Annotated in this window: 21 protein-coding genes; 17 read left to right on the forward strand and 4 right to left on the reverse strand. The window is 65.3% G+C overall.

All coding sequences use genetic code 11. From position 1 onward, the window contains the following. Positions 1 to 112: 112 nt before the first annotated feature. From bchF to EV662_RS16770, 14 genes are all read left to right on the forward strand, one after another. The gene (gene bchF, locus EV662_RS16705) at positions 113 to 616 is read left to right on the forward strand and encodes a 2-vinyl bacteriochlorophyllide hydratase (protein ID WP_132465084.1); all 504 of its coding nucleotides are present in this window, start codon (positions 113 to 115) and stop codon (positions 614 to 616) included. Next, entirely contained in the window at positions 613 to 1902 is a 1290-nt protein-coding gene (locus EV662_RS16710) for a ferredoxin:protochlorophyllide reductase (ATP-dependent) subunit N (RefSeq protein WP_132465087.1), read from the forward strand. The genes bchF and EV662_RS16710 overlap by 4 nt, the downstream gene beginning before the upstream one ends. Continuing rightward, positions 1899 to 3449 (forward strand): ferredoxin:protochlorophyllide reductase (ATP-dependent) subunit B, encoded by a 1551-nt coding sequence (gene bchB, locus EV662_RS16715; RefSeq protein WP_132465089.1) that lies wholly within the window; start codon positions 1899 to 1901, stop codon positions 3447 to 3449. Before EV662_RS16710 ends, bchB begins: the two co-directional genes overlap by 4 nt. Continuing rightward, complete coding sequence (locus EV662_RS16720; RefSeq protein WP_132465092.1) at positions 3439 to 7014, forward strand: magnesium chelatase subunit H; 3576 nt, start codon at positions 3439 to 3441, stop codon at positions 7012 to 7014. Before bchB ends, EV662_RS16720 begins: the two co-directional genes overlap by 11 nt. A gap of 20 nt (positions 7015 to 7034) precedes the next feature. Continuing rightward, positions 7035 to 7931: a ferredoxin:protochlorophyllide reductase (ATP-dependent) iron-sulfur ATP-binding protein gene (gene bchL / locus EV662_RS16725; protein WP_132465095.1), complete on the forward strand. Its 897-nt coding sequence runs from the start codon at positions 7035 to 7037 to the stop codon at positions 7929 to 7931. Next, on the forward strand, positions 7931 to 8617 hold the full coding sequence (gene bchM, locus EV662_RS16730; protein ID WP_132465098.1) for a magnesium protoporphyrin IX methyltransferase: 687 nt from the start codon (positions 7931 to 7933) through the stop codon (positions 8615 to 8617). The genes bchL and bchM overlap by 1 nt, the downstream gene beginning before the upstream one ends. Further along, positions 8614 to 10053, forward strand: coding sequence for a PucC family protein (locus EV662_RS16735; protein ID WP_207903640.1), 1440 nt, complete (start codon positions 8614 to 8616; stop codon positions 10051 to 10053). Before bchM ends, EV662_RS16735 begins: the two co-directional genes overlap by 4 nt. 17 nt (positions 10054 to 10070) lie before the next feature. Then, the gene (gene puhA / locus EV662_RS16740) at positions 10071 to 10850 is read left to right on the forward strand and encodes a photosynthetic reaction center subunit H (protein WP_132465101.1); all 780 of its coding nucleotides are present in this window, start codon (positions 10071 to 10073) and stop codon (positions 10848 to 10850) included. A 16-nt stretch (positions 10851 to 10866) separates the two neighbouring features. Beyond that, positions 10867 to 11499 (forward strand): photosynthetic complex putative assembly protein PuhB, encoded by a 633-nt coding sequence (puhB, locus tag EV662_RS16745; protein WP_132465103.1) that lies wholly within the window; start codon positions 10867 to 10869, stop codon positions 11497 to 11499. Positions 11500 to 11502: 3 nt separating this feature from the next. Next, positions 11503 to 11970, forward strand: a complete 468-nt coding sequence (gene puhC / locus EV662_RS16750) for a photosynthetic complex assembly protein PuhC (protein ID WP_132465106.1) — start codon at positions 11503 to 11505, stop codon at positions 11968 to 11970. Between the two features lie 48 nt (positions 11971 to 12018). Next, positions 12019 to 12315, forward strand: a complete 297-nt coding sequence (locus EV662_RS16755; RefSeq protein WP_132465109.1) for a hypothetical protein — start codon at positions 12019 to 12021, stop codon at positions 12313 to 12315. Continuing rightward, positions 12312 to 13427, forward strand: coding sequence for a magnesium-protoporphyrin IX monomethyl ester (oxidative) cyclase (acsF, locus tag EV662_RS16760; RefSeq protein WP_132465112.1), 1116 nt, complete (start codon positions 12312 to 12314; stop codon positions 13425 to 13427). The genes EV662_RS16755 and acsF overlap by 4 nt, the downstream gene beginning before the upstream one ends. Further along, positions 13424 to 14245, forward strand: a complete 822-nt coding sequence (gene puhE, locus EV662_RS16765) for a putative photosynthetic complex assembly protein PuhE (RefSeq protein ID WP_243695884.1) — start codon at positions 13424 to 13426, stop codon at positions 14243 to 14245. Before acsF ends, puhE begins: the two co-directional genes overlap by 4 nt. 296 nt (positions 14246 to 14541) lie before the next feature. Further along, entirely contained in the window at positions 14542 to 14982 is a 441-nt protein-coding gene (locus EV662_RS16770; RefSeq protein ID WP_132465118.1) for a c-type cytochrome, read from the forward strand. A 63-nt stretch (positions 14983 to 15045) separates the two neighbouring features. On the opposite strand, the gene bchO is transcribed toward EV662_RS16770, so the two are convergent. The 4 genes from bchO to EV662_RS16790 are packed head-to-tail and all read right to left on the reverse strand — an operon-like array spanning position 15046 to position 19432. Continuing rightward, positions 15046 to 15909, reverse strand: a complete 864-nt coding sequence (bchO, locus tag EV662_RS16775) for an alpha/beta fold hydrolase BchO (RefSeq protein ID WP_132465121.1) — start codon at positions 15907 to 15909, stop codon at positions 15046 to 15048. Positions 15910 to 15919: 10 nt separating this feature from the next. After that, complete coding sequence (locus EV662_RS16780) at positions 15920 to 17626, reverse strand: magnesium chelatase subunit D (protein WP_165915636.1); 1707 nt, start codon at positions 17624 to 17626, stop codon at positions 15920 to 15922. Beyond that, positions 17613 to 18626 carry a magnesium chelatase ATPase subunit I gene (gene bchI / locus EV662_RS16785; RefSeq protein WP_132465127.1) on the reverse strand — a complete coding sequence of 338 codons (1014 nt, stop codon included), beginning with the start codon at positions 18624 to 18626 and terminating at the stop codon, positions 17613 to 17615. The genes EV662_RS16780 and bchI overlap by 14 nt, the downstream gene beginning before the upstream one ends. Beyond that, a complete protein-coding gene (locus EV662_RS16790) occupies positions 18623 to 19432 on the reverse strand; it encodes a spheroidene monooxygenase (protein WP_132465130.1) in 810 nt (269 codons plus the stop codon). Before EV662_RS16790 ends, bchI begins: the two co-directional genes overlap by 4 nt. 96 nt (positions 19433 to 19528) lie before the next feature. Here EV662_RS16790 and EV662_RS16795 point away from each other — a divergent pair, with 96 nt between their 5' ends. The 3 genes from EV662_RS16795 to tspO are packed head-to-tail and all read left to right on the forward strand — an operon-like array spanning position 19529 to position 22633. Then, positions 19529 to 21085: a phytoene desaturase gene (locus tag EV662_RS16795; RefSeq protein WP_132465133.1), complete on the forward strand. Its 1557-nt coding sequence runs from the start codon at positions 19529 to 19531 to the stop codon at positions 21083 to 21085. Position 21086: 1 nt separating this feature from the next. Continuing rightward, positions 21087 to 22142 carry a 15-cis-phytoene synthase gene (gene crtB, locus EV662_RS16800; protein WP_132465136.1) on the forward strand — a complete coding sequence of 352 codons (1056 nt, stop codon included), beginning with the start codon at positions 21087 to 21089 and terminating at the stop codon, positions 22140 to 22142. 5 nt (positions 22143 to 22147) lie between these two features. Further along, the gene (tspO, locus tag EV662_RS16805; protein ID WP_243695885.1) at positions 22148 to 22633 is read left to right on the forward strand and encodes a tryptophan-rich sensory protein TspO; all 486 of its coding nucleotides are present in this window, start codon (positions 22148 to 22150) and stop codon (positions 22631 to 22633) included. The last annotated feature ends 188 nt before the right edge of the window (positions 22634 to 22821 follow it).

Here is a 22821-nt window from a genome sequence, read left to right on the forward strand (position 1 = left end):
CAGACCTCTCCTTGCAGGGCAAGTGTAGACGCAAAGAGTGTAAATTACAATTGACACTTTCTGTTCGGCGGGTCTAGTTTGACCTCGCCACCGTCTGTCAGGGAGTCGGAGGATGTCGGAAGGACGCGGAACCGCCGCAAAGGTGGTGCAGCTCTATACACCGGAAGAGCGCCGGAGACGCGACGAGACCGTCTGGACGGTCGTTCAGGGTGTGCTGGCACCGTTGCAGTTCGTCGTGTTCCTGGTCTCCCTCGGGCTGGTGGTGCGCTACCTGCTGACTGGCGCGGGCTATGAGGCGGCGACGATCTCGATCGTGGTCAAGACCTTCGTGCTGTACACGATCATGGTCACCGGCGCGATCTGGGAGAAGGTCGTCTTCGGCAAGTACCTGTTTGCCAAGGCGTTCTTCTGGGAAGACGTGTTCTCGATGCTCGTGATCTTCCTGCATACGCTGTATCTGTGGGCGCTGCTGACCGGGAATGTCGGCCCGACGGGCCAGATGTTCATCGCGCTCGCGGCCTATGCGGCCTACATCATCAACGCTGCGCAGTTCCTGTGGAAGCTGCGCATGGCCCGCCTGCAGGGTCAGTCCGACCAAGCCGAGGCCATGGCATGAAAGATTTTACCCCGCAGCCCCCGGCCCAGGGATGCCGCAACGCGCCCGTGCTCAAGGAGCGCGGCCAGCGCGAGGTGTTCTGCGGCCTGACCGGCATCATCTGGCTGCATCGCAAGATGCAGGACGCCTTCTTCCTCGTGGTCGGCTCGCGCACCTGCGCGCACCTGCTGCAATCGGCCGCTGGCGTGATGATCTTTGCGGAACCGCGCTTCGGCACGGCCATTCTGGAAGAGAAGGATCTCGCGGGTCTTGCCTGCGCGAACGAGGAACTGGATCGCGAGGTCGACCGGCTGCTGGCCCGCCGGCCCGACATCCGCCAACTGTTCCTGGTCGGGTCCTGCCCGTCTGAGGTGATCAAGCTGGACCTTCACCGTGCCGCCGAGCGGTTGACCGAACGCCATGCGCCGCATGTGCGCGTGATGAACTATTCCGGGTCGGGCATCGAGACGACCTTTACCGAGGGCGAGGATGCCTGCCTGGCCTGCATGGTGCCGACCCTGCCGGCCACCGACGAGCGCCAGCTGTTGCTGGTTGGCGCGCTACCGGACGTGGTCGAGGACCAGGCGCTGGGCCTGTTGCGCGACATGGGCGTTTCGCCGGTGCGTTGCCTGCCCGCCCACCGCGCGGCCGAGGTGCCGGGGGTCGGGTCGAACACCGTGGTCGCGCTGACCCAGCCTTTCCTGAATGAAACCGCCCAGCACCTGGAACGCCGCGGCGCGCGCATCCTTCCCGCGCCGTTCCCGTTCGGCGAAGAGGGCACGACCGCCTGGCTTTGGGCCGTGGCGCAGGAATTCGGCGTGGATGCCGACACCTTCGCCCGCGTCACCGATGCGCCCCGCGCCCGTGCCCGCAAGGCCATTGCCGCGGCGGCCGAGACGCTGCGCGGCAAGTCGATCTTCTTCTTCCCCGACAGCCAGCTGGAAATCCCGCTGGCCCGGTTCCTGACCCGCGAATGCGGCATGACCGCGGTCGAGGTCGGCGCGCCCTTCATCAACAAGCAGATCGTCGGCCCCGATCTCGACCTGCTGGCCGAGGGACCGGTGATCGCCGAGGGGCAGGACGTGGACCTGCAACTTGACCGCTGCCGGGCGGCGCGGCCCGACCTGACGGTGTGCGGCCTGGGCCTGGCGAACCCGCTGGAGGCCGAGGGCATGGCGACGAAATGGGCGATCGAGCTGGTTTTCACGCCCGTTCATTTTTACGAACAGGCCGGGGATCTTGCCGGTCTGTTCGCCCGCCCGCTGCGCCGTCGCGCGTTGCTGACGGGGCTGGAGGGCGCGGCATGAAGCTGACCGTCTGGACATACGAAGGCCCGCCCCATGTGGGCGCCATGCGCGTGGCCACGGGCATGAAGGGGCTGCACTACGTGCTGCATGCGCCGCAGGGCGACACCTATGCCGATCTGCTGTTCACGATGATCGAGCGGCGCAACCACCGCCCGCCGGTCAGCTACACCACCTTCCAGGCGCGCGACCTGGGTGCGGATACCGCGAACCTGTTCAAGACCGCGCTGCACGACGCCTATGACCGGTTCAAGCCGCAGGCGCTGATCGTGGGGTCGTCCTGCACGGCCGAGCTGATCCAGGACGACCCGGGCGGCATGTCGGAAACCATGGGGCTGCCGGTGCCGGTGATACCGCTGGAGCTGCCCAGCTATCAGCGGAAAGAGAATTTCGGCACCGACGAAACCTTTTTCCAGATCGTCAAGGCGCTGGCCCGCCCGATGGAGCGGACGGCCCATGTCACCGCCAACCTGATCGGCCCCACGGGCCTCGGCTTCCGCCACCGCGACGACATCGTCGAGGTGACGGCTATGCTGGAGGAGATGGGGATCGGGGTGAACGTGGTCGCGCCCATGGGGGCGACGCCCGCCGACATCGCCCGGATGGGGGCCGCGCATTTCAACGTGCTGATGTATCCCGAGCACGCCGAGGCCGCCGCCCGCTGGATGGAGCGGAACCTGGGCCAGCCGTTCACCAAGGTCGTCCCGATCGGCGTGGGCGCGACGCGCGACTTCATCGAGGAGGTCGCGGGGCTGGCCGGTGTGGCGCCGAAATACGACGACGCGCGGCTGCGGATGCCCTGGTATTCGCAGTCGGTCGACTCGACCTATCTGACGGGCAAGCGGGTCTTTCTGTTCGGGGACGCGACGCATGTGAAATGCATGGCCCGCATGGCCCGCGACGAGATGGGGTTCGAGGTGGTGGGCCTTGGCTGCTATAACCGCGAATTCGCTCGCGATATTCGTGCGTTGGCCAAGGAGTACGGCGTCGAGGCCCTGATCACCGACGATTACCTGGAGGTCGAGAAAACCATCGAGGACCTGGCCCCCGAGATGATCCTGGGCACCCAGATGGAACGCCATATCGGCAAGCGACTGGGTATTCCCTGCGCGGTGATCTCGGCGCCGGTGCACGTGCAGGACTTCCCCGCGCGCTATTCCCCGGTCATGGGCTGGGAAGGCGCGAACGTGATCTTCGACACGCTGGTCCACCCGCTGGTGATGGGCCTTGAGGAACACCTGCTGCACATGTTCCGCGAGGATTTCGAATTCCACGACGACGCGGGCGCTTCGCACCACGGGGGTGCGGCCAAGCTGCGTTCGCTGGATGAAATCCCCGCCGAGACAGACACGGCCCAGCCCGCCGCTGCATCCGCGCCGTCCCAGGGCAACATCGTCTGGCTGTCGGATGCCGAAAAGGAACTGAAGAAGATCCCGTTCTTTGTCCGCGGCAAGGCCAAGCGGAACACCGAGAAATTCGCGCTCGAAAAGGGCGTGCACGAGATCAGCGTCGAAACCTTGTACGAGGCTAAGGCACACTATGCGCGATGACCGCCACGTCCCCGGCTACCGAGTCGTTATCGTCACGCTGGATTCCCATTCGGCGGGCCCCGCGGCCCGAGTCACCGAACGGCTGCGTGACGATTTTCCGGGTCTGACCGTTTCCGTCCACGCCGCAGCGACCTGGGCCGAGAACCCCGAGGCATTGGCCCGCGCCAAGGACGACGTGATGCATGGCGATATCATCATCGCCAACCTGCTGTTCATCGAAGAACATATCACGGCGATCCTGCCCGAGTTGCAGGCGCGCCGTGACCATTGCGACGCGATGATCGGTGTGATCGCCGACAAGCAGGTCGTCCAGCTGACCAGGATGGGTGATCTGGACATGATGAAGCCCGCCTCGGGGCCGATGAAGCTTCTGAAGAAGCTGCGGGGATCGGGCAAGGATACGAACGGCGCGCCCAAGGGCGGCGGCGAAAAGCAGATGGCGATGCTGCGCCGCCTGCCCAAGATGCTGAAATACGTGCCCGGCAAGGCGCAGGACCTGCGCGCCTGGTTCCTGACCATGCAGTACTGGCTGGGCGGCTCGGACGACAATGTCGAGCAGATGGTGCGCTTCCTCGTGTCGCGTTATGCGCACGAGAAGGCGTGGCGCGGCGCCCATTCCGAGGCGCCGGTGGAATACCCCGAAGTGGGGCTGTATCACCCCGACCTGCCCCACGGGATCACGACGGATGTGGCCGACCTGCCCCGGCCCGCCGCGCCGGTGGCCACGGTCGGCATCCTTCTGATGCGGTCTTATATCCTGGCCTCGGATACGGCGCATTACGACGCGGTGATCCGCGCGCTCGAGGAGCGCGGCGTGCGGGTGATTGCGGCCTTTGCGGGCGGGTTGGACGCGCGCCCGGCGATCGACGCCTATTTCAAGGGCGAGGACGGGGTCCACATCGACACGCTGGTCTCGCTGACCGGCTTCAGCCTGATCGGCGGGCCGGCCTATAACGACAGCGACGCCGCGGTCGAGGTTCTGACCGATCTGGATGTTCCCTACGTCGCTGCGCATCCGCTGGAATTCCAGACGCTGGGCCAATGGGGTGCATCCTCGGGCGGGCTGGGCCCGGTCGAGACGACCATGCTGATCGCGTTGCCCGAACTGGACGGGGCGATCTCGCCCACCGTGTTCGGTGGCCGACATGGTCCCGAGGGCTGCCAAGGTTGCGCCAAGGGCTGTGAATGCCTGACCGAAACCAAGGCGATGGCCGCCTGTTCCGAGCGCGTGGCGACGCTGGCCGCGCGAGTAGAGCGGCTGGCCCGGCTGCGCCGCTCCGAGGTTGCGGAACGCAAGGTCGGCGTCATCCTGTTCGGCTTTCCGCCGAACGCGGGGGCCGTCGGCACGGCGGCCTACCTGTCGGTTTTCGAGAGTCTTTTCAACACGCTGCACCGGATGAAGGCCGAGGGCTACGACGTCGGCGAGTTGCCCGCCACCGTGGATGACCTGCGGTCGGTGATCCTGGAAGGCAACGCCAAGCAATACGGGCAAGAGGCGAATGTCTGCGCCCATGTGCCCGCCGATGATATCGTCAGGGGTACGCCCTGGCTGTCCGAGATCGAGGCGGTTTGGGGGCCAGCACCGGGCAAGATCCGCTCGGACGGGCGCGGCGTGTTCGTGCTGGGGCACGAGTTCGGCAATGTCTTCGTGGGGGTCCAGCCGACCTTCGGCTACGAGGGCGACCCGATGCGCCTGCTGTTCGAAAAGGGCTTTGCGCCGACGCATGCCTTCAGCGCCTTCTACCTGTGGCTCAAGAACAGCTTCCGCGCCGATGTCCTGCTGCATTTCGGGATGCACGGCGCGCTGGAATTCATGCCCGGCAAGCAGGCCGGCATGGGCGCGCGCGACTGGCCCGACCGGCTGATCGGCGACATGCCCAACGTCTATCTTTATGCCTCGAACAACCCGTCCGAGGCCACGCTGGCCAAGCGGCGGTCGAACGCGGTGACGATCACCCACCTGACCCCGCCGCTCGCGGCGTCGGGCCTTTACAAGGGGTTGCAGGAGCTGAAGGACAGCCTGACCCGCTGGCGCCAGACCGACCCCGGATCGCCCGAGATGGCCGATCTGGAAGAGCTGATCCGGATGCAGGCCGAAGCGGTCGACATGGCTGGTACGCCGCCCGAAGAGCTTTGGTTGAAGTTGCTGGAAACCGAGGACGCGTTGATCCCCGACGGGCTGCACGTGCTGGGTCGGCCGGTGACCGATGCCGAGCGGGCGGAACACCTGCGGGTCATGTGCGATGTCGATGACGAAACGCGCGAGCGCGTCGATCATTGGCTGCAGCAAGACACGGAAATCCCGGCGTTGCTGCGCGCACTGGGCGGGCGTTTCATCAAGCCTGTTCCCGGGGGCGACCTGATCCGGTCGGCCGAGGTCCTGCCGACGGGCCGCAACATCCACGCCTTCGACCCGTTCCGCATGCCCACGCAATTCGCCATGCAGGAAGGCGCGAAACAGGCGCAAAAGCTGCTGGACGCGGCCGAGACGCTGCCGCGATCCGTGGCGATGGTCCTGTGGGGATCGGACAACATCAAGTCGGACGGCGGCCCGATCGCCCAGGCGATGGCACTGATGGGGGCAAAGCCCCGGTTCGACAGCTATGGGCGGCTCTGCGGGGCCGATCTGGTGCCGTTGGCCGAGCTTGGTCGGCCCCGGATCGACGTGGTGATGACGCTTTCCGGCATCTTCCGCGACCTGCTGCCGCTGCAGACCCGCATGCTGGCCGAGGCCGCCTGGAAGGCGGCGATGGCCGAGGACGAGCCGCTGGAGATGAACTATATCCGCGCCCATTCGCTGGCCCATGCCGAGAAGATGGGCTGTGATATGGAAACCGCGTCGCTGCGGGTGTTCTCGAACGCCGAGGGCGCCTATGGCTCGAACGTCAACGGGCTGATCGACTCGGGGGCCTGGGGCGAAGAGGACGAACTGGCCGACGCCTACGAGGCCCGCAAGAGCTTTGCCTATGGCCGAGACGGCAAGTCGGCGGCGAACGCGGCGCTGTTGCAGCAGACGCTGAAGGACGTCGATGTCGCCTATCAGAACCTCGAAAGCGTGGAACTGGGGGTGACGACGGTCGACCACTATTTCGATACGCTGGGCGGGATTTCCCGCGCGGTGAAACGTGCCAAGGGATCCGAGGCCGCCGTGTTCATCGGCGACCAGACCCGCGGCGAAGGAAAGGTGCGCACGCTCAAGGAGCAAGTCGCGCTGGAGACCCGGTCCCGCAGCCTGAACCCCAAGTGGTTCGAGGGCATGCTGAAACACGGGCACGAAGGCGTGCGCCAGATCGAGGCGCAGGTCACGAACACCCTGGGGTGGTCGGCAACGACTGGCCAAGTGGAGCCCTGGGTGTATCAACGGCTGTCGGAAACCTTCGTCCTTGACGAAGAGATGCGCAAACGGCTGGCCAGCCTGAACCCCGCGGCTTCGGCCCGGATGGCGAACCGTCTGCTCGAGGCGCATGACCGCAACTATTGGCAACCCGACGCCGAAACCCTGGCCGCGCTGCAGGCGGCGGCTGACGAGCTGGAAGACCGGCTTGAAGGAATTGCGGCCGAATAGAGCCGCGAACGGAGGGAACCATGAGCCCCAGAGACGAAATTCCGGTGCTGAAGGGCGAGGACGGCGAAGGCTCTGTCCAGGTCCATCAGGACGAGACGATGAAGATCGAGGGGGCCAAGGTCTTTTCGGTCTACGGCAAGGGCGGCATCGGCAAGTCGACCACGTCGTCGAACCTGTCGGCGGCGTTCTCCATGCTGGGCAAGCGCGTCCTGCAGATCGGCTGCGACCCCAAGCACGATTCGACCTTCACCCTGACCGGCCACCTGCAACCCACGGTGATCGACGTTCTGAAAGAGGTGGATTTCCACCCCGAGGAGCTGCGCCCCGAGGATTTCGTGACCGAGGGCTTCAACGGCGTGATGTGCGTCGAGGCGGGCGGCCCGCCCGCGGGCACCGGCTGCGGCGGCTATGTCGTGGGCCAGACCGTCAAGCTGCTGAAACAGCACCACATGCTGGAAGATACCGACGTGGTGATCTTCGACGTGCTGGGCGACGTGGTCTGCGGTGGCTTCGCCGCGCCCCTTCAGCATGCCGATCGCGCCGTGATCGTGACGGCGAACGATTTCGACTCGATCTACGCGATGAACCGCATCATCGCCGCCGTTCAGGCCAAGTCGAAGAATTACAACGTGCGGCTGGCGGGCTGCATCTGCAACCGGTCCGAGGGCACCGACCAGGTCGACAAGTATTGCGACCGGGTGGGGTTCAAGCGGATCGCGCACATGCCGCTGGTCGATGCGATCCGCCGCTCGCGCCTGATGAAGAAAACCCTGTTCGAGATGCCCGACGACGAGGATATCGTGCAGTGCCGCAAGGAATACATCCGCGTGGCCGAAACGCTGTGGAACGGAACCGAACCCTTGGCGCCCGCGCCACTGCCGGACAGGGAAATCTTTGAACTGCTTGGGTTCGACTGATGAGCAACAGCTACGCCAAGACCCGGGACCGCCTGGAACACTACTTCGGCCGCACGGCGGCCAAGACGTGGGAGCACCTGACCTCGGACGCGCCGGTTTCGCGCATTCGCCAGACCGTGCGCGAGGGTCGCGACCAGATGCGCGCGGCGATGCTGGCGCGCCTGCCGGACGACCTGACCGGCGCCCGCGTTCTGGATGCCGGTTGCGGCGCCGGCCCGATGACGCTGGAACTGGTCAAGAAGGGGGCTGAGGTCGTCGCCGTCGACATCTCGCAAAGCCTTCTGGACGTGGCGAAACAGCGGATCCCCGAGAAATACCATCGCCAGATCACCTTTATCGCGGGTGACATGCTGGGCGAGAACCTGGGCCGGTTCGACTATGTGATGGCGATGGACAGCCTGATCCACTACAAGGCGCCCGATATCGCCGCGGCGCTGGGGCGGCTGTCGTCGCGGACCCGCGGCAAGATCGTTTTCACCATCGCGCCCAAGACGCCGCTTTTGTCGGCGATGCATGTCACGGGCAAGCTCTTCCCGCGCTCGGACCGTTCGCCGCGGATCATCCCGCATTCCGAAGCGCGCATCGCCGGCGCGCTGCGCAAGGCTGGCGTCAAGGGCCACCTGCGCCCGGTGCATCGTGTCGCGAAGGGCTTTTACATCAGCCAGGCGATGGAGCTTGAGCCGTGATCTTGAGTTCCAAGAACCTGGCACGGCTCGGCCTTCGCTATCTGCCTTTCGCGGATGCGGTGTCGGAAGATTTTCCGCTGCGGCAACTGCTGCGGCTGTCGCTGTTCCAGGTGTCTGTGGGCATGGCCACGGTGATGCTGCTGGGCACGCTGAACCGGGTGATGATCGTCGAGTTGTCGATCCCGGCGATGATGGTGGCGATGATGATCGCCCTGCCGGTGATGACCGCGCCGTTCCGGGCGCTGATGGGGTTCAAGTCGGACAATTACCGGTCTGCCATCGGCTGGAAGCGCATTCCCTACATGTGGTTCGGCACGCTCTGGCAGATGGGCGGGCTGGCAGTGATGCCCTTCGCGCTGATCGTTCTGTCGGGCGACCAGACGCTGGGTCCGACCTGGGCAGGCGAGGCGCTGGCCGCGGCTGCGTTCCTGATGACCGGGCTCGGCATTCACATGACCCAGACCGTGGGCCTGGCGCTGGCGTCGGATCGGGCAACCGACGAGACACGGCCAAGGGTCGTGGCGTTGCTATACGTGATGTTCCTGCTGGGCATGGGCGTGTCGGCCATCGTCATTGGCTGGCTGCTGCGTGATTTCGACCAGATCACACTGATCCGGGTCGTGCAGGGGGCCGCGGTCATGACCGTTGTCCTGAACCTTGTCGCGCTTTGGAAACAAGAGCCGATGAATCCCATGAGCAAGGAAGAGCGGTCCACCCGCCCGCCCAGCTTTGGCGATGCATGGCACGATTTCGCCAGCGGCGGGCAGGCGGGGCGCCTGCTGGCCGTGGTCGCGCTGGGCACGTTGGGTTTCAACATGCAGGACGTGTTGCTGGAACCCTATGGCGGCGAGGTGCTGGGGCTTTCGGTTTCATCGACGACGATGTTGACCGGCACCTGGGCGGCAGGTGCGCTGGCGGGCTTTGGTCTGGCGGCGCGCTGGTTGGCGCAGGGCATGAACCTTTATCGCATGGGCGCGCTGGGTATCCTGTCGGGAATTGTGGCGTTTTCGACGGTGATCTTCGCCGGCCCGATGGGATCAGCGGTGCTGTTCTTTCTGGGCGCTGGCTTGATCGGCTTTGGCGGCGGTCTGTTCGCCGTGGCGACGCTGACCGCCGCGATGTCGCTTCCCGCCGAGGGCAAGGCCGGGCGTGGCCTTGCGCTGGGCGCCTGGGGCGCGGCGCAGGCGACGGCGGCGGGGCTTGCCGTGGCAATCGGCGGCACACTTCGCGACGTGCTGAATCACTTCGCGCTGTCCGGCGCATTCGGCAAGGGGCTGGAAACGCCGGCCACCGGATACGCGGCGGTCTACCACATTGAGATCGTCCTTCTCTTCGTGACACTCATGGTTTTGGGGCCGCTCGTGCGGCCACAGGATCGTAACTATCCCAACGGGGATTCCTCGGCCAAGATCGGGCTGGCCGACTTCCCAACCTGACCCGGAGGACCGAACCCATGGTCAACGCATTTTTCGGAAACTTCGATCTCGCCAGTCTGTCCATCTGGTCATTCTGGCTGTTCTTCGCTGGGCTGGTCTGGTACCTCCAGCGTGCGAACATGCACGAGGGCTTCCCCCTCGAAGACGAGGCGGGCAATCCCGCCGCCAACCAGGGCCTTTTCTGGCTGCCGGAAAAGAAAACCTACAAGCTGCCGCATGGCCAGGGCGACAAGACCGTGCCCGATATGCTGACCGATGCGCGCAACGCGGATCTGCCGCTGAAGAAAATGACCAAGAACAATGGCTATCCGCTGGAACCCACCGGCGATCCGATGGTCGACGGTGTCGGCCCGGCTTCTTGGTGTGCCCGCAAGGACGAGCCCGAGCTTGACGGCCGTGGTCATCCCAAGATCCAGCCGCTGACCGCGCTGAAAAACTTCAAGGTGTCGGCCGGGCGCGATCCGCGCGGCATGGCCGTGGTGGCCGGCGACGGCGAAACCGTGGGCAAGGTCGTCGACATGTGGGTGGACGAACCCGAACAGCTGGTCCGCTATCTCGAGATCGAGCTTGACGCGGCGCATGGCGGTGGTCGCCGGCTGGTGCCGATGCAGGTCGCCAAGATCAGCTGGTTCCGCCCCGAGGTGCGCGTGCGCCTGATCTATGGCAAGCATTTCGCCGCCGTCCCGACCACCAAGTCGGCGACCCAGGTGACCAAACTGGAAGAAGAGAAGATCTGCGCCTACTATGGCGGTGGTCTGCTTTATGCCGACAAGGCGCGACAGGAGTCGCAACTTTAAAGGAGCGACAGGACGCATGTCCCACGACGATTTCGCCGTCGAGCCCATCAAGGGCCTGCCCGAGAACCTGCCGGAGGGAGAGGAAATCCTGTGGCAGGGGCAACCCGACTGGTTGGCACTGGCCCGGGAAAGCCTCGCGCTGTACTGGGTAGGCGGTTATTTCGTCGTGCTGTTCCTTTGGCGCGTGATCGTCGCCACCGAGACCATGCCCTTGGTTCAGGCGGCGATCGCCTCTTCGTTCTTCCTGGTCCTGGGGGCCGTGGTCTGTGCCTTGCTCATGGCCACGGCCTTCGTCCAGGCTAAGGCGACGGTCTACACCGTCACGAACAGGCGGGTGGCGCTGCGCATCGGGGCGGCGCTGTCGATGACCCTGAACCTGCCCTTTACCTGGATCGGCAACGCCAATCTCGACCTTCGCAAGTCGGGGACAGGAACCATCGCCTTCGAGTTGATGGGCACGACCAGGTTCTCCTATATCTTGTGCTGGCCCCATGTCCGCCCCTGGCGGATCGCCCGCACGGAACCCGCGTTCCGCTGCATCCCTGAAGCGGCGAAGGTCGCCCGGATCATCGCCGACGCAGCGGAAACGCGGGTTTCCGAACCCAAGCTCGCGCGCGTTCCTGACGATGACGCGCTGGCAGCGGAGTAACCGATGGCCGCCACCGATCCCCAAAAGCGCCGCGATACGCAGAGTGTCGAGAAGGTCCCGACGATCCTGATCCGTGCGATGTTCGGCCTGGCGCTGTTCTCGCTGGTTCTGGTCGCCTGGGCCCGGCTGACCGATCAGCCGCTGTCGGCGGTGCCCGACGCATCCGAACCCGTGGCCGTCGAACGCCAGATCGTGATCGCGGGCAGCAATTCCGGCCGGGCCACGGTCTATGATGACGAGGGAAACGTCATTCGCGAATATGGACCCATGGAGGGTGGGTTCATTTCCGGGATCTGGCGGGTGCTGAGACTGGAGCGCGGCAAGATCGACGCGCCCATGGATGCGCCTGTCAGGCTCGTCCGCTATGAAAGCGGGCGGCTCTCTCTGTACGACGACCTGACCGGTTGGCGTGCGGAACTGATCGGCTTTGGTGCCGATAACGCGGCAGCTTTCGCGCGGCTGCTGGACTGACGGGGGAGGGAAACATGGCCCCCATCACAAAAAACAGGGAACCAAGAAATGGGACTTTTCACCCGAAAGAAGGAGACCGCACCCTGCACGGTTGAGGTTTCCCACAAGTTCGAATGCCTCAGCGCACATGTGCGGTTCAATAACGGGGCCGTCGTCCATCCGGGCGACGAAGTGCTTGTGCACGGCCCCGAAATCATGGCCCCCTATGGCGAGGTAGTGACCGAAGATCGCGTGGCCACTATCACCCGCGCCTCGGCGATCGAGCGTCTTTGGACGCGGATGACCGGCGACCTGGAATTCATGGAGCTTTGCGAATTCTCCTTTTCCGAGGAGGCCACGCTGTGAACGTCCATACCGCCGATGCGACCACCGTCGAAGAAGGCCTTGCGATCCAGGAACAGCAGGCCGTTCTGGACAGCGAAAGCGCAACCGCCGTCGCGATGCAGGACACGCTCCTGACCCCGCGCTTCTATACCACCGATTTCGACGAGTTGGACTCGATCGACGTCACCCCCGTGCGCCAGGACTGGGACCAGCTGATCGCCGAGATGGCCGCCGACCCCAACAAGGGCCACTTCAAGAAGGACGAGAACTGGGACCACGTCGACTGGGACGGCATGGACCCCGCGCTGAAGAAGGAATTCATCGACTTCCTGATCAGCTCTTGCACCGCCGAATTCTCGGGCTGCGTCCTGTACAAGGAGATGAAGCGGCGTGGGAACAACAAGGATATCACCGAGCTGTTCCAGCTTATGGCGCGCGACGAGGCGCGGCATGCGGGCTTTATCAATGACGCGCTGCGCGAGGCCGGCATCGCGGTGAACCTCGGCTTCCTGACGCAAAAGAAGAAATACACCTACTTCCGGCCCAAGTTCATCTACTACGCCACCTACCTGTCGGAAAAGATCGGCTACGCCCGCTACATCACCATCTACCGCCACCTTGAGGCCCACCCGGAGAAGCGGTTCCACCCGATCTTCAAGTGGTTCCGCGAGTGGTGCAATGACGAGTTCCGCCACGGCGAGGCCTTCGCCCTGCTGATGAAGACCGACCCGAAACTGACCTCGGGCGTGAACGTCTGGTGGATCAAGTTCTTCCTGACCGCGGTCTATGCCACAATGTATGTCCGCGACCACCAGCGCCCGGCTTTCCACAAGGCGCTGGATGTCGATACCGACTGGTACGGGCAAGAGGTGTTCCGCAAGACCTCGGAACTGTCGAAACAGGTCTTTCCGATCACGCTGGACATCGACCATCCGCGCTGGATGAAGGGGCTCAAGGCGCTTCAGTCGGCCTCGACTCAGGTCGACCGGGCGAAAAAGGCGGGTGGCGTCGGCGGCAAGCTTTCGGAATGGGCCGGCAGCGCCAAGGCGGCCTGGGCCTTTGCCATGCTGTTCACCATCCCGGCGAAAAAGCACCAGGTGCCCGCCAAGACCAGACTGGAGCCCGTCTATTGATCGCATCGGCCTGGTTCGCTGCGCTGGGGGCGCTGTTTATCTGGTGGTTCTCCACCGGAGCGATCCTCATCGTTGTGCGCCACGCCGAGCATCGCGGGCGCCTTGCGCATCTGCGCGCCACGATCATGGCCCTGCCCCTTATCGGGGGCGGGGTCTGGCTGTTCGAGATCACCCGCCATATCGAAAGCGTGGCGGCGTCCTACCTTGGTTTTCTCGCCGCCATCGCGATCTGGGGCTGGGTGGAACTGGCTTTCCTGACCGGGGTGGTAACGGGGCCGAATACCACCCGGTGCCATGAACAGGCGCGCGGCTGGGAAAGGTTTGTAAGGGCCTATGGCACCATCGCCTATCACGAGACGCTGTTGGTTCTGATCCTGTTCCTGATGCTGGTCACAAGCCATGATGCGCCGAACACGGTGGGTCTGTGGACCTTTATCGTGCTGTTCTTCGCGCGGATCTCGGCCAAGCTGAACCTGTTTCTCGGCGTACCCAAGATCAACGTGGAATTCCTGCCCTCGCCTTTGGCGCATCTGCCGAGCCACTTCCGGATATCGCGTCTGAACTGGCTGTTCCCGTTCTCGGTCTCGTTTCTGACGTTCGCGGTCTATTGCTGGGCAGAGCGGCTCTATTCCGTGTCCGCCTCGCACGAGGTCGTGGGCTTTGCGCTGCTCTGCTCGATCACCGCGCTCGCGCTTCTGGAACATTGGCTGATGGTGCTGCCGTTGCCTGACGAAAAGCTGTGGCGCTGGATGCTTCCGGCACCGAAACAGGCCGCCGAAAAGCCCGAAATCCGGCGCAAGGATCTGCGCGGTATCTGAACCCGAACCCCGAATGATGCCCAAGGACACCTTGCCGCACGTGGTGCGGCGAGATGTCGCGGTGCGTCGTGCCGGATGTCTTTCGCCCCCTTCCGCGCGGGTCGGGGCGGGACACACCCTGGAATCGATCTAATTTCCGGGAGTTTTCGGCACCGCGCCTTGCCCAGCCCGATCGAGCGTGGCCCAGGATGTCCTGCAAATCGGCCTAAGACAGCGCCTTGTAACGGTTATCGATTTGACCTTGGCGAAACTGCACTCCATGGTATGCCCCGTCTATTCGAGTCAGGGAGAGACTTATGACCAAGAAATTCGCTCTGGTCGCGGCCGCCGCCCTTGCCGCTGCCCCCGCGATCGCCCAAGAGGCCTCGGGCGATGCCGCCGCCGGCGAAAAGGCCTTCCGCCAGTGCATCACCTGCCACGTCGTCGTCAACAACGAGGGCGAAACGCTGGCCGGCCGTAACGCCAAGGTCGGCCCCAACCTCTACGAGGTCCCGGGCCGTCATGCCGGCGCCGTCGAAGATTTCAAGTATTCCGATTCGATGTCGTCGGCCGGCGAGAAGGGCCTGGTCTGGACCGAGGAAGAGTTCGTGAAATACGTGCAGGACCCCACCGGCTACCTGCGGGCGTATCTGGGCGACGACAAGGCGCGCGGCGCGATGACCCACAAGGTGCGCAAGGAAGACGAGGCGATCGACATCTACGCCTATCTTGCCAGCCTGGGCGTGCACACCGAATAACGCGTCTGTCTTGGACCGCGTTCGGGCCGCCGGTTCATCCCGGCGGCCCTTTTCGTTGCGGCCTCACAGATGCGCCTTGAGGAACGCCTCGATTCGCGCGGTGACCGCTTCGGGGGCCTCTTCGTGGGCAAGGTGTCCAAGCCCGGGGAACCGGGCGAGTTCCGCGTCCGGAAGTCGTCCGGCGGCCCGCTCCGAGGTTGCGGGCGGAACGGCCCGGTCGGTGTCGCCCACGATCAGCAGCGTGGGCACCTCGATCCCCGGCAGATCGTGCCAAAGCCCCTCAAGCGTCCATTGCGCGACCATCGCCAGCGTTGCACCGGTGTGATGGCGGTCGGCCACCAGGCGGCGGTACAGCGCCAGCCCCTCGGGCGAGATATGGCTGCCGATTCCGCCGATCAGATACTCCACGCCCGTTGCATTGCCCAGCCAGCGCGAGATTTCCGAGGCCGAGAACGGATTCAGGGCCATCATCCGCGCCATCATCGGAAACAGCCAGCCGGCCATGCCCTTGAAATTCTCCAGCGCGGCGTTGAGTCCCACGATGGCCTTGGGCGGGCGTTCCAGGTCGCGCACCATGCGCAGCGCAAGCGCCGCCCCCGCGGAATGGCCGACGATCGCGTCGGGCAGCAGGTTTTCGCCCTCCAACAGCGCCGCGATATCCTGGCTCATCGCGTCTATGCCGCAGCGTTGGCGTGCGCCCAACCTTGTGAACCCCTGACCGGGCAGGTCGATCGCCACGACGTGATAGTGCCGCGCTAGGATCGGGAAGACGTCACGCCAGCTATGGGTCGCACCACCCGTTCCATGCAGGAGCAGAACAATGGCGCCCTCGCCCGCCTCCTGGATGTGCCAGTAATGCGGGCGGTGGCGGACGAAGCGGGAATGCTCCCGGTTCGGCCAATCCTTTCCGTCCCGGGTCCAGTCCATGACGTTCCCCTTACGCGTCGAGGGCGGCCGTTACGGCAGAGGACAGCCGGTTGGCGTCGGCCCTCGGCAATGGAATGTAGGGGGCGCCCAGCGTGTCGGCCAGCGCCTTGAGCGACCGTTCGGGCCGCTGGCCCATGTCGATCACCATCGAGGGGAACCCCTGCAGCCGGATCGCCGTGGCCATCCGAGTTGCGTCCTCGGCCGCCAGCGCGCGGTTGGCCGACCCGTCCAGCGCGATGTTCGCCCGACCGTCGGTCATCAGCGCGACTGTCGGCGTCATGCCGCGCCCCTTGGACTGCAGCGCGACTTCCATAGCGACCTTGAGGCCCGAGGCCAGCGGCGTGCCGCCCCCGCCCGGAAGCGCCGCCAGCCGCCGCTTGGTCTGCACCAGCGAGCGCGTGGGCGGCAGCAGAAGTTCCGCGCCATCGTTGCGAAAGGCCACAAGGGCCACGTGGTCGCGCCGGGCATAGGCTTCGGCCAACAGGATCTCGACCGCGCCCTTGGCCTCGGCCAGCCGGGTCATTGCGGCCGACCCCGAAGCGTCGACCACGAAGATCAGCAACCGGTCGGATTTCTCTTCGAACCGGCGAATACGGAAATCGTCGGTGCGGATGTGCAGCGACCGTTCGAACCGGCTTTCCTGCCGGCGAATCGTCTGCCACGGCGCAGCGGCGCGAAGGGTGGAGATCACGTCCAGCCGACTGCCGGTGTCCAGCCTGCCGCGCCGCGACGGGATCGGCCGGCCGCGCCGGTTCCCCTTGCGTTTCGCCCCGGCACCCGAATTGCCGCCCGCGCCGCGATTGGCCTTTTTCGCAGCCAGCATCGCCAGAAGGTCGGCGGGCAGGGTGGCCTTGGCCGCCTCAAGCAGGATGTCCTGCAAGGGCAGGTCCTCCAGCGACTGGGTCTCGCCCTCGCCTTCGTCCTGATCGCCCTGTTCGGGTTCCGGCTCGGGCGGGGGCGGGTCCTGGTCGGGCGCTTCGTCCTGTTCTTCCTCGGGGAACTGGGTCGCTCGGGGCGCCAGCACCAGTTCCACCGCCGCGGTCAGGTCGTCGACCTCGACCTCTTCGTTGCCGGCGATGGCGGCCAGCGCGCGCGCCGTGCGCAGCGCCAGCATCGGCGCGCGCAGACTGTGAACGCCCAGCCGCGCGGCCAAAAGGGTCAGGTCCTCCAGCACCTTTGCGGCGGCGCGCACCTCGCGCAGCCGCGCACGCGCCTCGGCGAGGGCCGCCTCGTCCAGCACGATCCGGTCCGTCTCGCCATAGGGCAGGGCGTCCAGATCGACATGCAGCGCCAGACGGTCGGTCAGCGCCTCGGGCAGCGATTCGCCCGGCTCGGCGCCTTCGTCCAGCGCGATCAGGCAATGACCGGTGCCCTGGTCGATCGCACCCGCCAGCCGCGCGGCCAGCCCGGGTTGCGTGCGTTCGGCCATCGGCAGGACCAGAATCGCCGGTTCGGCCAGAATGCCCGCCCGTTCCACCAGTTTGCCCGAGGACAGCGTGGCGGTCAGGTCGATACCCCCGAACAGCTGTTCGTCGCCGATGGACGGGTGCAGACGTTTAAGCGGAAGGGGCAGGGCGCCCAGCGCTTCGGTCACGCGGTCGCGCACCGGGCCCGACCGCGCACGCAGCCACAGCCCGCCCAGCCCCGCCGGGTCGACGGCAAGGGCGTTCAGGCCGACCTCGACCCGCGTCCAGACGGAATTGTCAGGCAGGCTCACCCAGCACCTCGTCGACGACCCGGGCAACGCGTGTGGTGGACCCCGCCTCGTCCAGCGGGTCGCGCCGCAGACGGTGCCGCAGCGCCGAGGGCGCCACGTGGCGGACATGTTCACGCGTGACCTTGGTGTCCCCCTCGAATGCGGCAAGCGCACGCGCGGCCTTGAGCAGGGTGAGCTCGCCCCGCAGACCGTCCGAACCCAGCGCAAGGCACAGCTCGGCGCAGTCGCGCAGAACGTCGTCCGAACTTTCCATGGCTTTCAGATGCTCGCGCGCGGCGAGGATCCGGTCGCGCAGCGCCGCATCCGCGGGGCGCCACTTTTCCATGAAGACGTCATAGTCGGTTTCATAGGTATCGCGCCGACGGATCACCTCGATCCGGGTGTCGATATCCTTGGGCGAGGCCACCTCGACCGACAGGCCGAAGCGGTCCAGAAGCTGCGGACGCAGCTCGCCCTCTTCGGGGTTGCCGGACCCGACGAGCACGAAGCGCGCCGGGTGCCGGATCGAAAGCCCTTCCCTCTCCACCACGTTTTCACCCGACTGGGCGACATCGAGCAGAAGGTCGACGATGTGATCCTCCAGCAGGTTCACCTCGTCGATGTACAGGTAACCCCGGTTGGCCCGCGCCAGCAGACCCGGTTCGAACGCCTTTTCGCCGCTGGTCAGCGCCTTCTCGATATCGAGGGCACCGACCACCCGGTCCTCGGTCACGCCCAGCGGCAGGTCCACCACGGGGGTGGGCCGCGTGACGATCTCGGTCGAGGTCAGGTGTGCCCATTCCGGGCACTTGTCGAGCGAGGCAGAGTTCACAGGGCAGCTTGCGACCGCGTGGATCGGGGGCAACAGTGCGGCCAGCGCGCGCACGGCAGTCGATTTGCCGGTGCCACGGTCGCCGAACACGAGAACGCCTCCGATCCCCGGGTCGATCGCCGTGAGGATCATCGCTTGCTTCATCTCCTCCTGGCCGACGATGGCGGAGAAGGGAAAGGGTTGGGTCATGCGGTCTCTTCTACTTTCTTCTTCGGTGCCTTTTTCTTGGGCGCCGCCTTGGGTTCGTCGAAGGTCCGGCCCGTCGCGAGCAGACTCATCGGGCTTCCGCCCTCCCAACTACCCTCTTCTTTGAGGATGTTGAAGCGGGCATACATCTCTTCCTTGAACCAGTCGCCTTCGCGAACATGCTTGACCGCGTTGCCGTGCGGGCAGTTGCCATAGGCGAAGCCGCCCATTTCCTTCTTGTTGTTCCACAACGAGAAGGTCACCTGCTGCACCCACGGCACCTCGGCCATGCCGATATGGAAGGCGCAGTTGGGGTGCTTTGCGACGCGTTCTTGGACCTCGGGCACCTCGGCCCAGAATTTCAGCGCGACGGGCAACTTGACGGTGGCCCGCGTCAGCACGGCGATGTTGCCGCTGTCGTCGGGCTTTTCGGTGACGCGCAGCGGCTCGACCCCCGACCACAGACCGCGTGCCGAGGTCGGCGTCAGGTAGATCGTGTACGTTTCGCAGGCATGGTCGCGCAGGGTCTTGTGCGTGATGCTGTTGGCCAGACCCTTCTCGGCGGTTTCCATGTCCGGCCACACGCAGAGAAGCGCATTGACGTCGACATTGGGCCTGGGGTTGAAGCCCGCATCGGACCCGGTGCCCAGCAGCTTGAAAAATTCCAGCCCAGGCACATTCTTCAGCGCGAACCGGCCGCGCGCCATCTGGCTGAACGCTTCCAGGCGGGACGCCCAGTTGTTGTAACGGAAGAAGTTGATAGTGACGACTTGCATTGGCGATTCTCCTTCGCAACTGTCGTTCGTCATTGGTGTTTCGAGGTGCGACCGAAAGGGGCATGACGCACCCCGCGCGCATCCGGTAGAAGCATTGTAAACTAAACTAGACAGGTTTAACCTAGCGACATGATGACACGAGTTGATCCCGACCTTGCGGAACAGGCGGCACGGGCCAAGGGTGCCCATGCGATCGTCATCGGCGCCGGTCTGGGCGGTCTGGCCGCCGCGATGCGCCTGGGCGCGAAAGGTTACCGTGTGACGGTGATCGACAAGCTGGACGTTCCCGGCGGGCGTGGTTCGGCGATCTGGCAGGATGGCCACCGGTTCGACCTCGGCCCCACCATCGTCACCGTTCCGCAGATATTCCGCTCTCTATGGGAGACTTGCGGGCGCGATTTCGACAAGGACGTCAAGCTGGTCCCGATGGACCCGTTCTACGAGATCGTGTTCCCCGATGGCGAACGCTTCCGGGCCCAGCAGGATACCGACGGCATGCGCGCCGAAGTGGCCCGCCTGTCGCCCTCGGACCTGGCCGGCTATGACCAGTTCCTGAAGGACAGCGAAAAGCGCTACTGGTTCGGGTTCGAGGATCTGGGCCGCAAGCCGATGCACAAGTGGATGGACCTGGTGAAGGTTCTGCACATCTTCGGGATGCTGCGCGCCGACAAGTCGGTTTATGCCCATGCCGCCAGCCGGGTAAAGGACGAACGCCTGCGCATGGCGCTGTCGTTCCACCCGCTGTTCATCGGCGGCGACCCGTTCAACGTCACCTCGATGTATATCCTCGTGTCCTATCTCGAAAAGGAATTCGGGGTGCATTACGCGATGGGTGGCGTCGCCGCGATCGCCAAGGCCATGGCCGACGTGATCGAATGGCAGGGCGGCAGCCTTCGCATGGCGACCGAGGTCGACGAGATCACCGTCGAGAAACACAAGGTGACCGGCGTCCGGCTCGCCTCGGGCGAGGTGGTCAAGGCCGACATCGTGGTCTCGAATGCCGATTCGGGGTTCACCTACAACACGCTGCTGCGCAACCACCGTCGCTGGCGCTGGACGGACGAGACGCTGGCCAAGAAACGCTGGTCGATGGGTCTGTTCGTCTGGTATTTCGGCACCAAGGGCACGCGCAACATGTGGAAGGACGTGGGGCACCACACCGTCCTGAACGGCCCGCGCTACAAGGGCCTGGTAAAGGACATCTTCTTCCACCAGGACAAGCTGTGCGACGACATGAGCCTGTATATCCACCGGCCCAGCGTCACCGACCCGAGCGCCGCGCCCGAGGGCGACGACACCTTCTACGCGCTGTCGCCGGTGCCCAACCTGCACAGCGACAACCCCGTGGATTGGGAAGCCAATGGCGAACGTTATCGCCAGATGGTGCAGGACTTCATGGAAGAGAAACTCATGCCGGGCCTGGGCAAGCATGTCTCGACCAGCATGTTCTTCACCCCGAATGACTTCCGTGACCGCTACCTGTCGCCCTACGGGGCCGGCTTCTCGCTGGAACCGCGTATCTTCCAAAGCGCGAATTTCCGGCCGCACAACATCAGCGAAGAGGTCGAAGGCCTGTACATGGTCGGGGCCGGCACCCACCCCGGCGCGGGTCTGCCCAGCGTGATCACCTCGGCCGAGGTGATCGCCAAGCTGGTGCCCGACGCGGCCCCTGTCGCGGCGGAATGACATGATCGCCCCCGCGGATCTGGCCCATTGCGAAGCCTCGATCCGGACGGGTTCGTACTCGTTCCACGCCGCGTCCCGGCTGTTGCCGGGACGCGTGCGTGACCCGGCGCTGGCGCTCTACGCCTTCTGCCGGATGACCGACGATTCGGTGGACCTGACCCAGGACAAGGCCGCCGCGGTGCTGACGCTTGGCGAACGGCTCGACCTGATCTATCGCGGCACCCCGCGGAACGCGCCCGCCGATCGCGCCTTTGCCGCGGTGGTCGAACAATTCGACATGCCGCGTACCCTCCCCGAGGCGCTGCTGGAAGGCATGGCCTGGGACGCGATGGGCCGGCGCTATGAAACGCTCTCGGGCGTCTACGCCTATTCCGCGCGTGTGGCGGCGGCCGTCGGCGTGATGATGGCGGTGCTGATGCGGGTGCGCTGCCCGCACGCGCTGGCGCGGGCCTGCGACCTCGGCGTGGCGATGCAGTTGTCGAACATCAGCCGGGATGTGGGCGAGGATGCGCGCGAGGGCCGGTTCTACCTGCCGACGGACTGGATGGCGGATGCCGGGATCGACGTCGAAGCCTTCCTGGCCGATCCGAAACCCACCAAGCCGATCCGGCGGATGATCAAGCACCTGCTGTCCGACGCGAACCGGCTTTATTTCCGCTCGGAACCGGGGGTTGCGGAACTGCCCTTTGCCTGCCGACCGGGCATCTACGCCGCCCGCCACATCTATTGCGGCATCGGCCGCGAGATCGCGCGCGCCAACTATGACAGCATCACCCGGCGGGCCGTCACGACAAAGGGACAGAAGATCGGCTGGCTGATCTGGTCGACGATGCAGACGCTGGCCGCCTCGGCAATGCCGCGCTCGGCCGTGCTGTACGGAAAGCCGCTGCCGGAATGCGCCTACCTGGTCGAGGCCGCCGCCGAACGGCTGCCCTCGGACAACCCCTGGGGCGAGGGCCGTGCCGGCGAGATCATCGCGGTTCTCGCACAATTGAAGGCGCACAAGCAGGCACGGCACGGTGCCGCATTGGCCCAGGACGAACGGCGCGCTATCTAAGGCGCATGCTTATCGATTGGCCTCTCTTCGCCGTGTTCCTCGCCACCGCCTTCGCGGCGGGATCGACGGGCGCGTTCTTCTCGCCCGGCACATGGTATGACCGGCTGTCGAAACCGGTCTGGACGCCGCCCAACTGGCTTTTCCCGATGGCGTGGCTGGTTCTCTACATCTCGATGGCCTATGCCGCGATGCGTGTCGCCCTCTCGGGGCACCCCGAGATGAACTACGCGCTGGCGGTCTGGGGTCTGCAGATCGTGTTCAACACGCTCTGGTCCCCGGTCTTCTTCGGGCTACACCGCCTGTTCCCGGCCCTGATCGTGCTGTTTGGCATGTGGGCCTCGGTGCTGGCCATGGTCATCGCCTTCTGGCGCGTGGACCCGTTCGCCGGCGCGCTGGTCGCACCCTACCTCGTCTGGACCAGCTACGCATTCGCACTCAACTTCTCGATCTGGCGCCGCAACCCCGACGCGGCCCAGATGGCCGGCGCCTGAACCGCAAACCTGCTCAATCCTTTTTCTTGGGAAAAATACTCTGGGGGTCTGGGGGCAAAGCCCCCAGTCGGGGGGCGGGGGGGAGGCCAAGCGGAAACAAATACGGAGCCCCCACCAAAGGAACGTCCAAAACCCCCCGCCCGGCGCCCCCACCCCCCCCAAACGCTGCAGCCCCGGGGGGGCAAAAA

This window comes from Rhodovulum marinum (assembly GCF_004343075.1).
GTDB lineage: Bacteria > Pseudomonadota > Alphaproteobacteria > Rhodobacterales > Rhodobacteraceae > Rhodovulum > Rhodovulum marinum.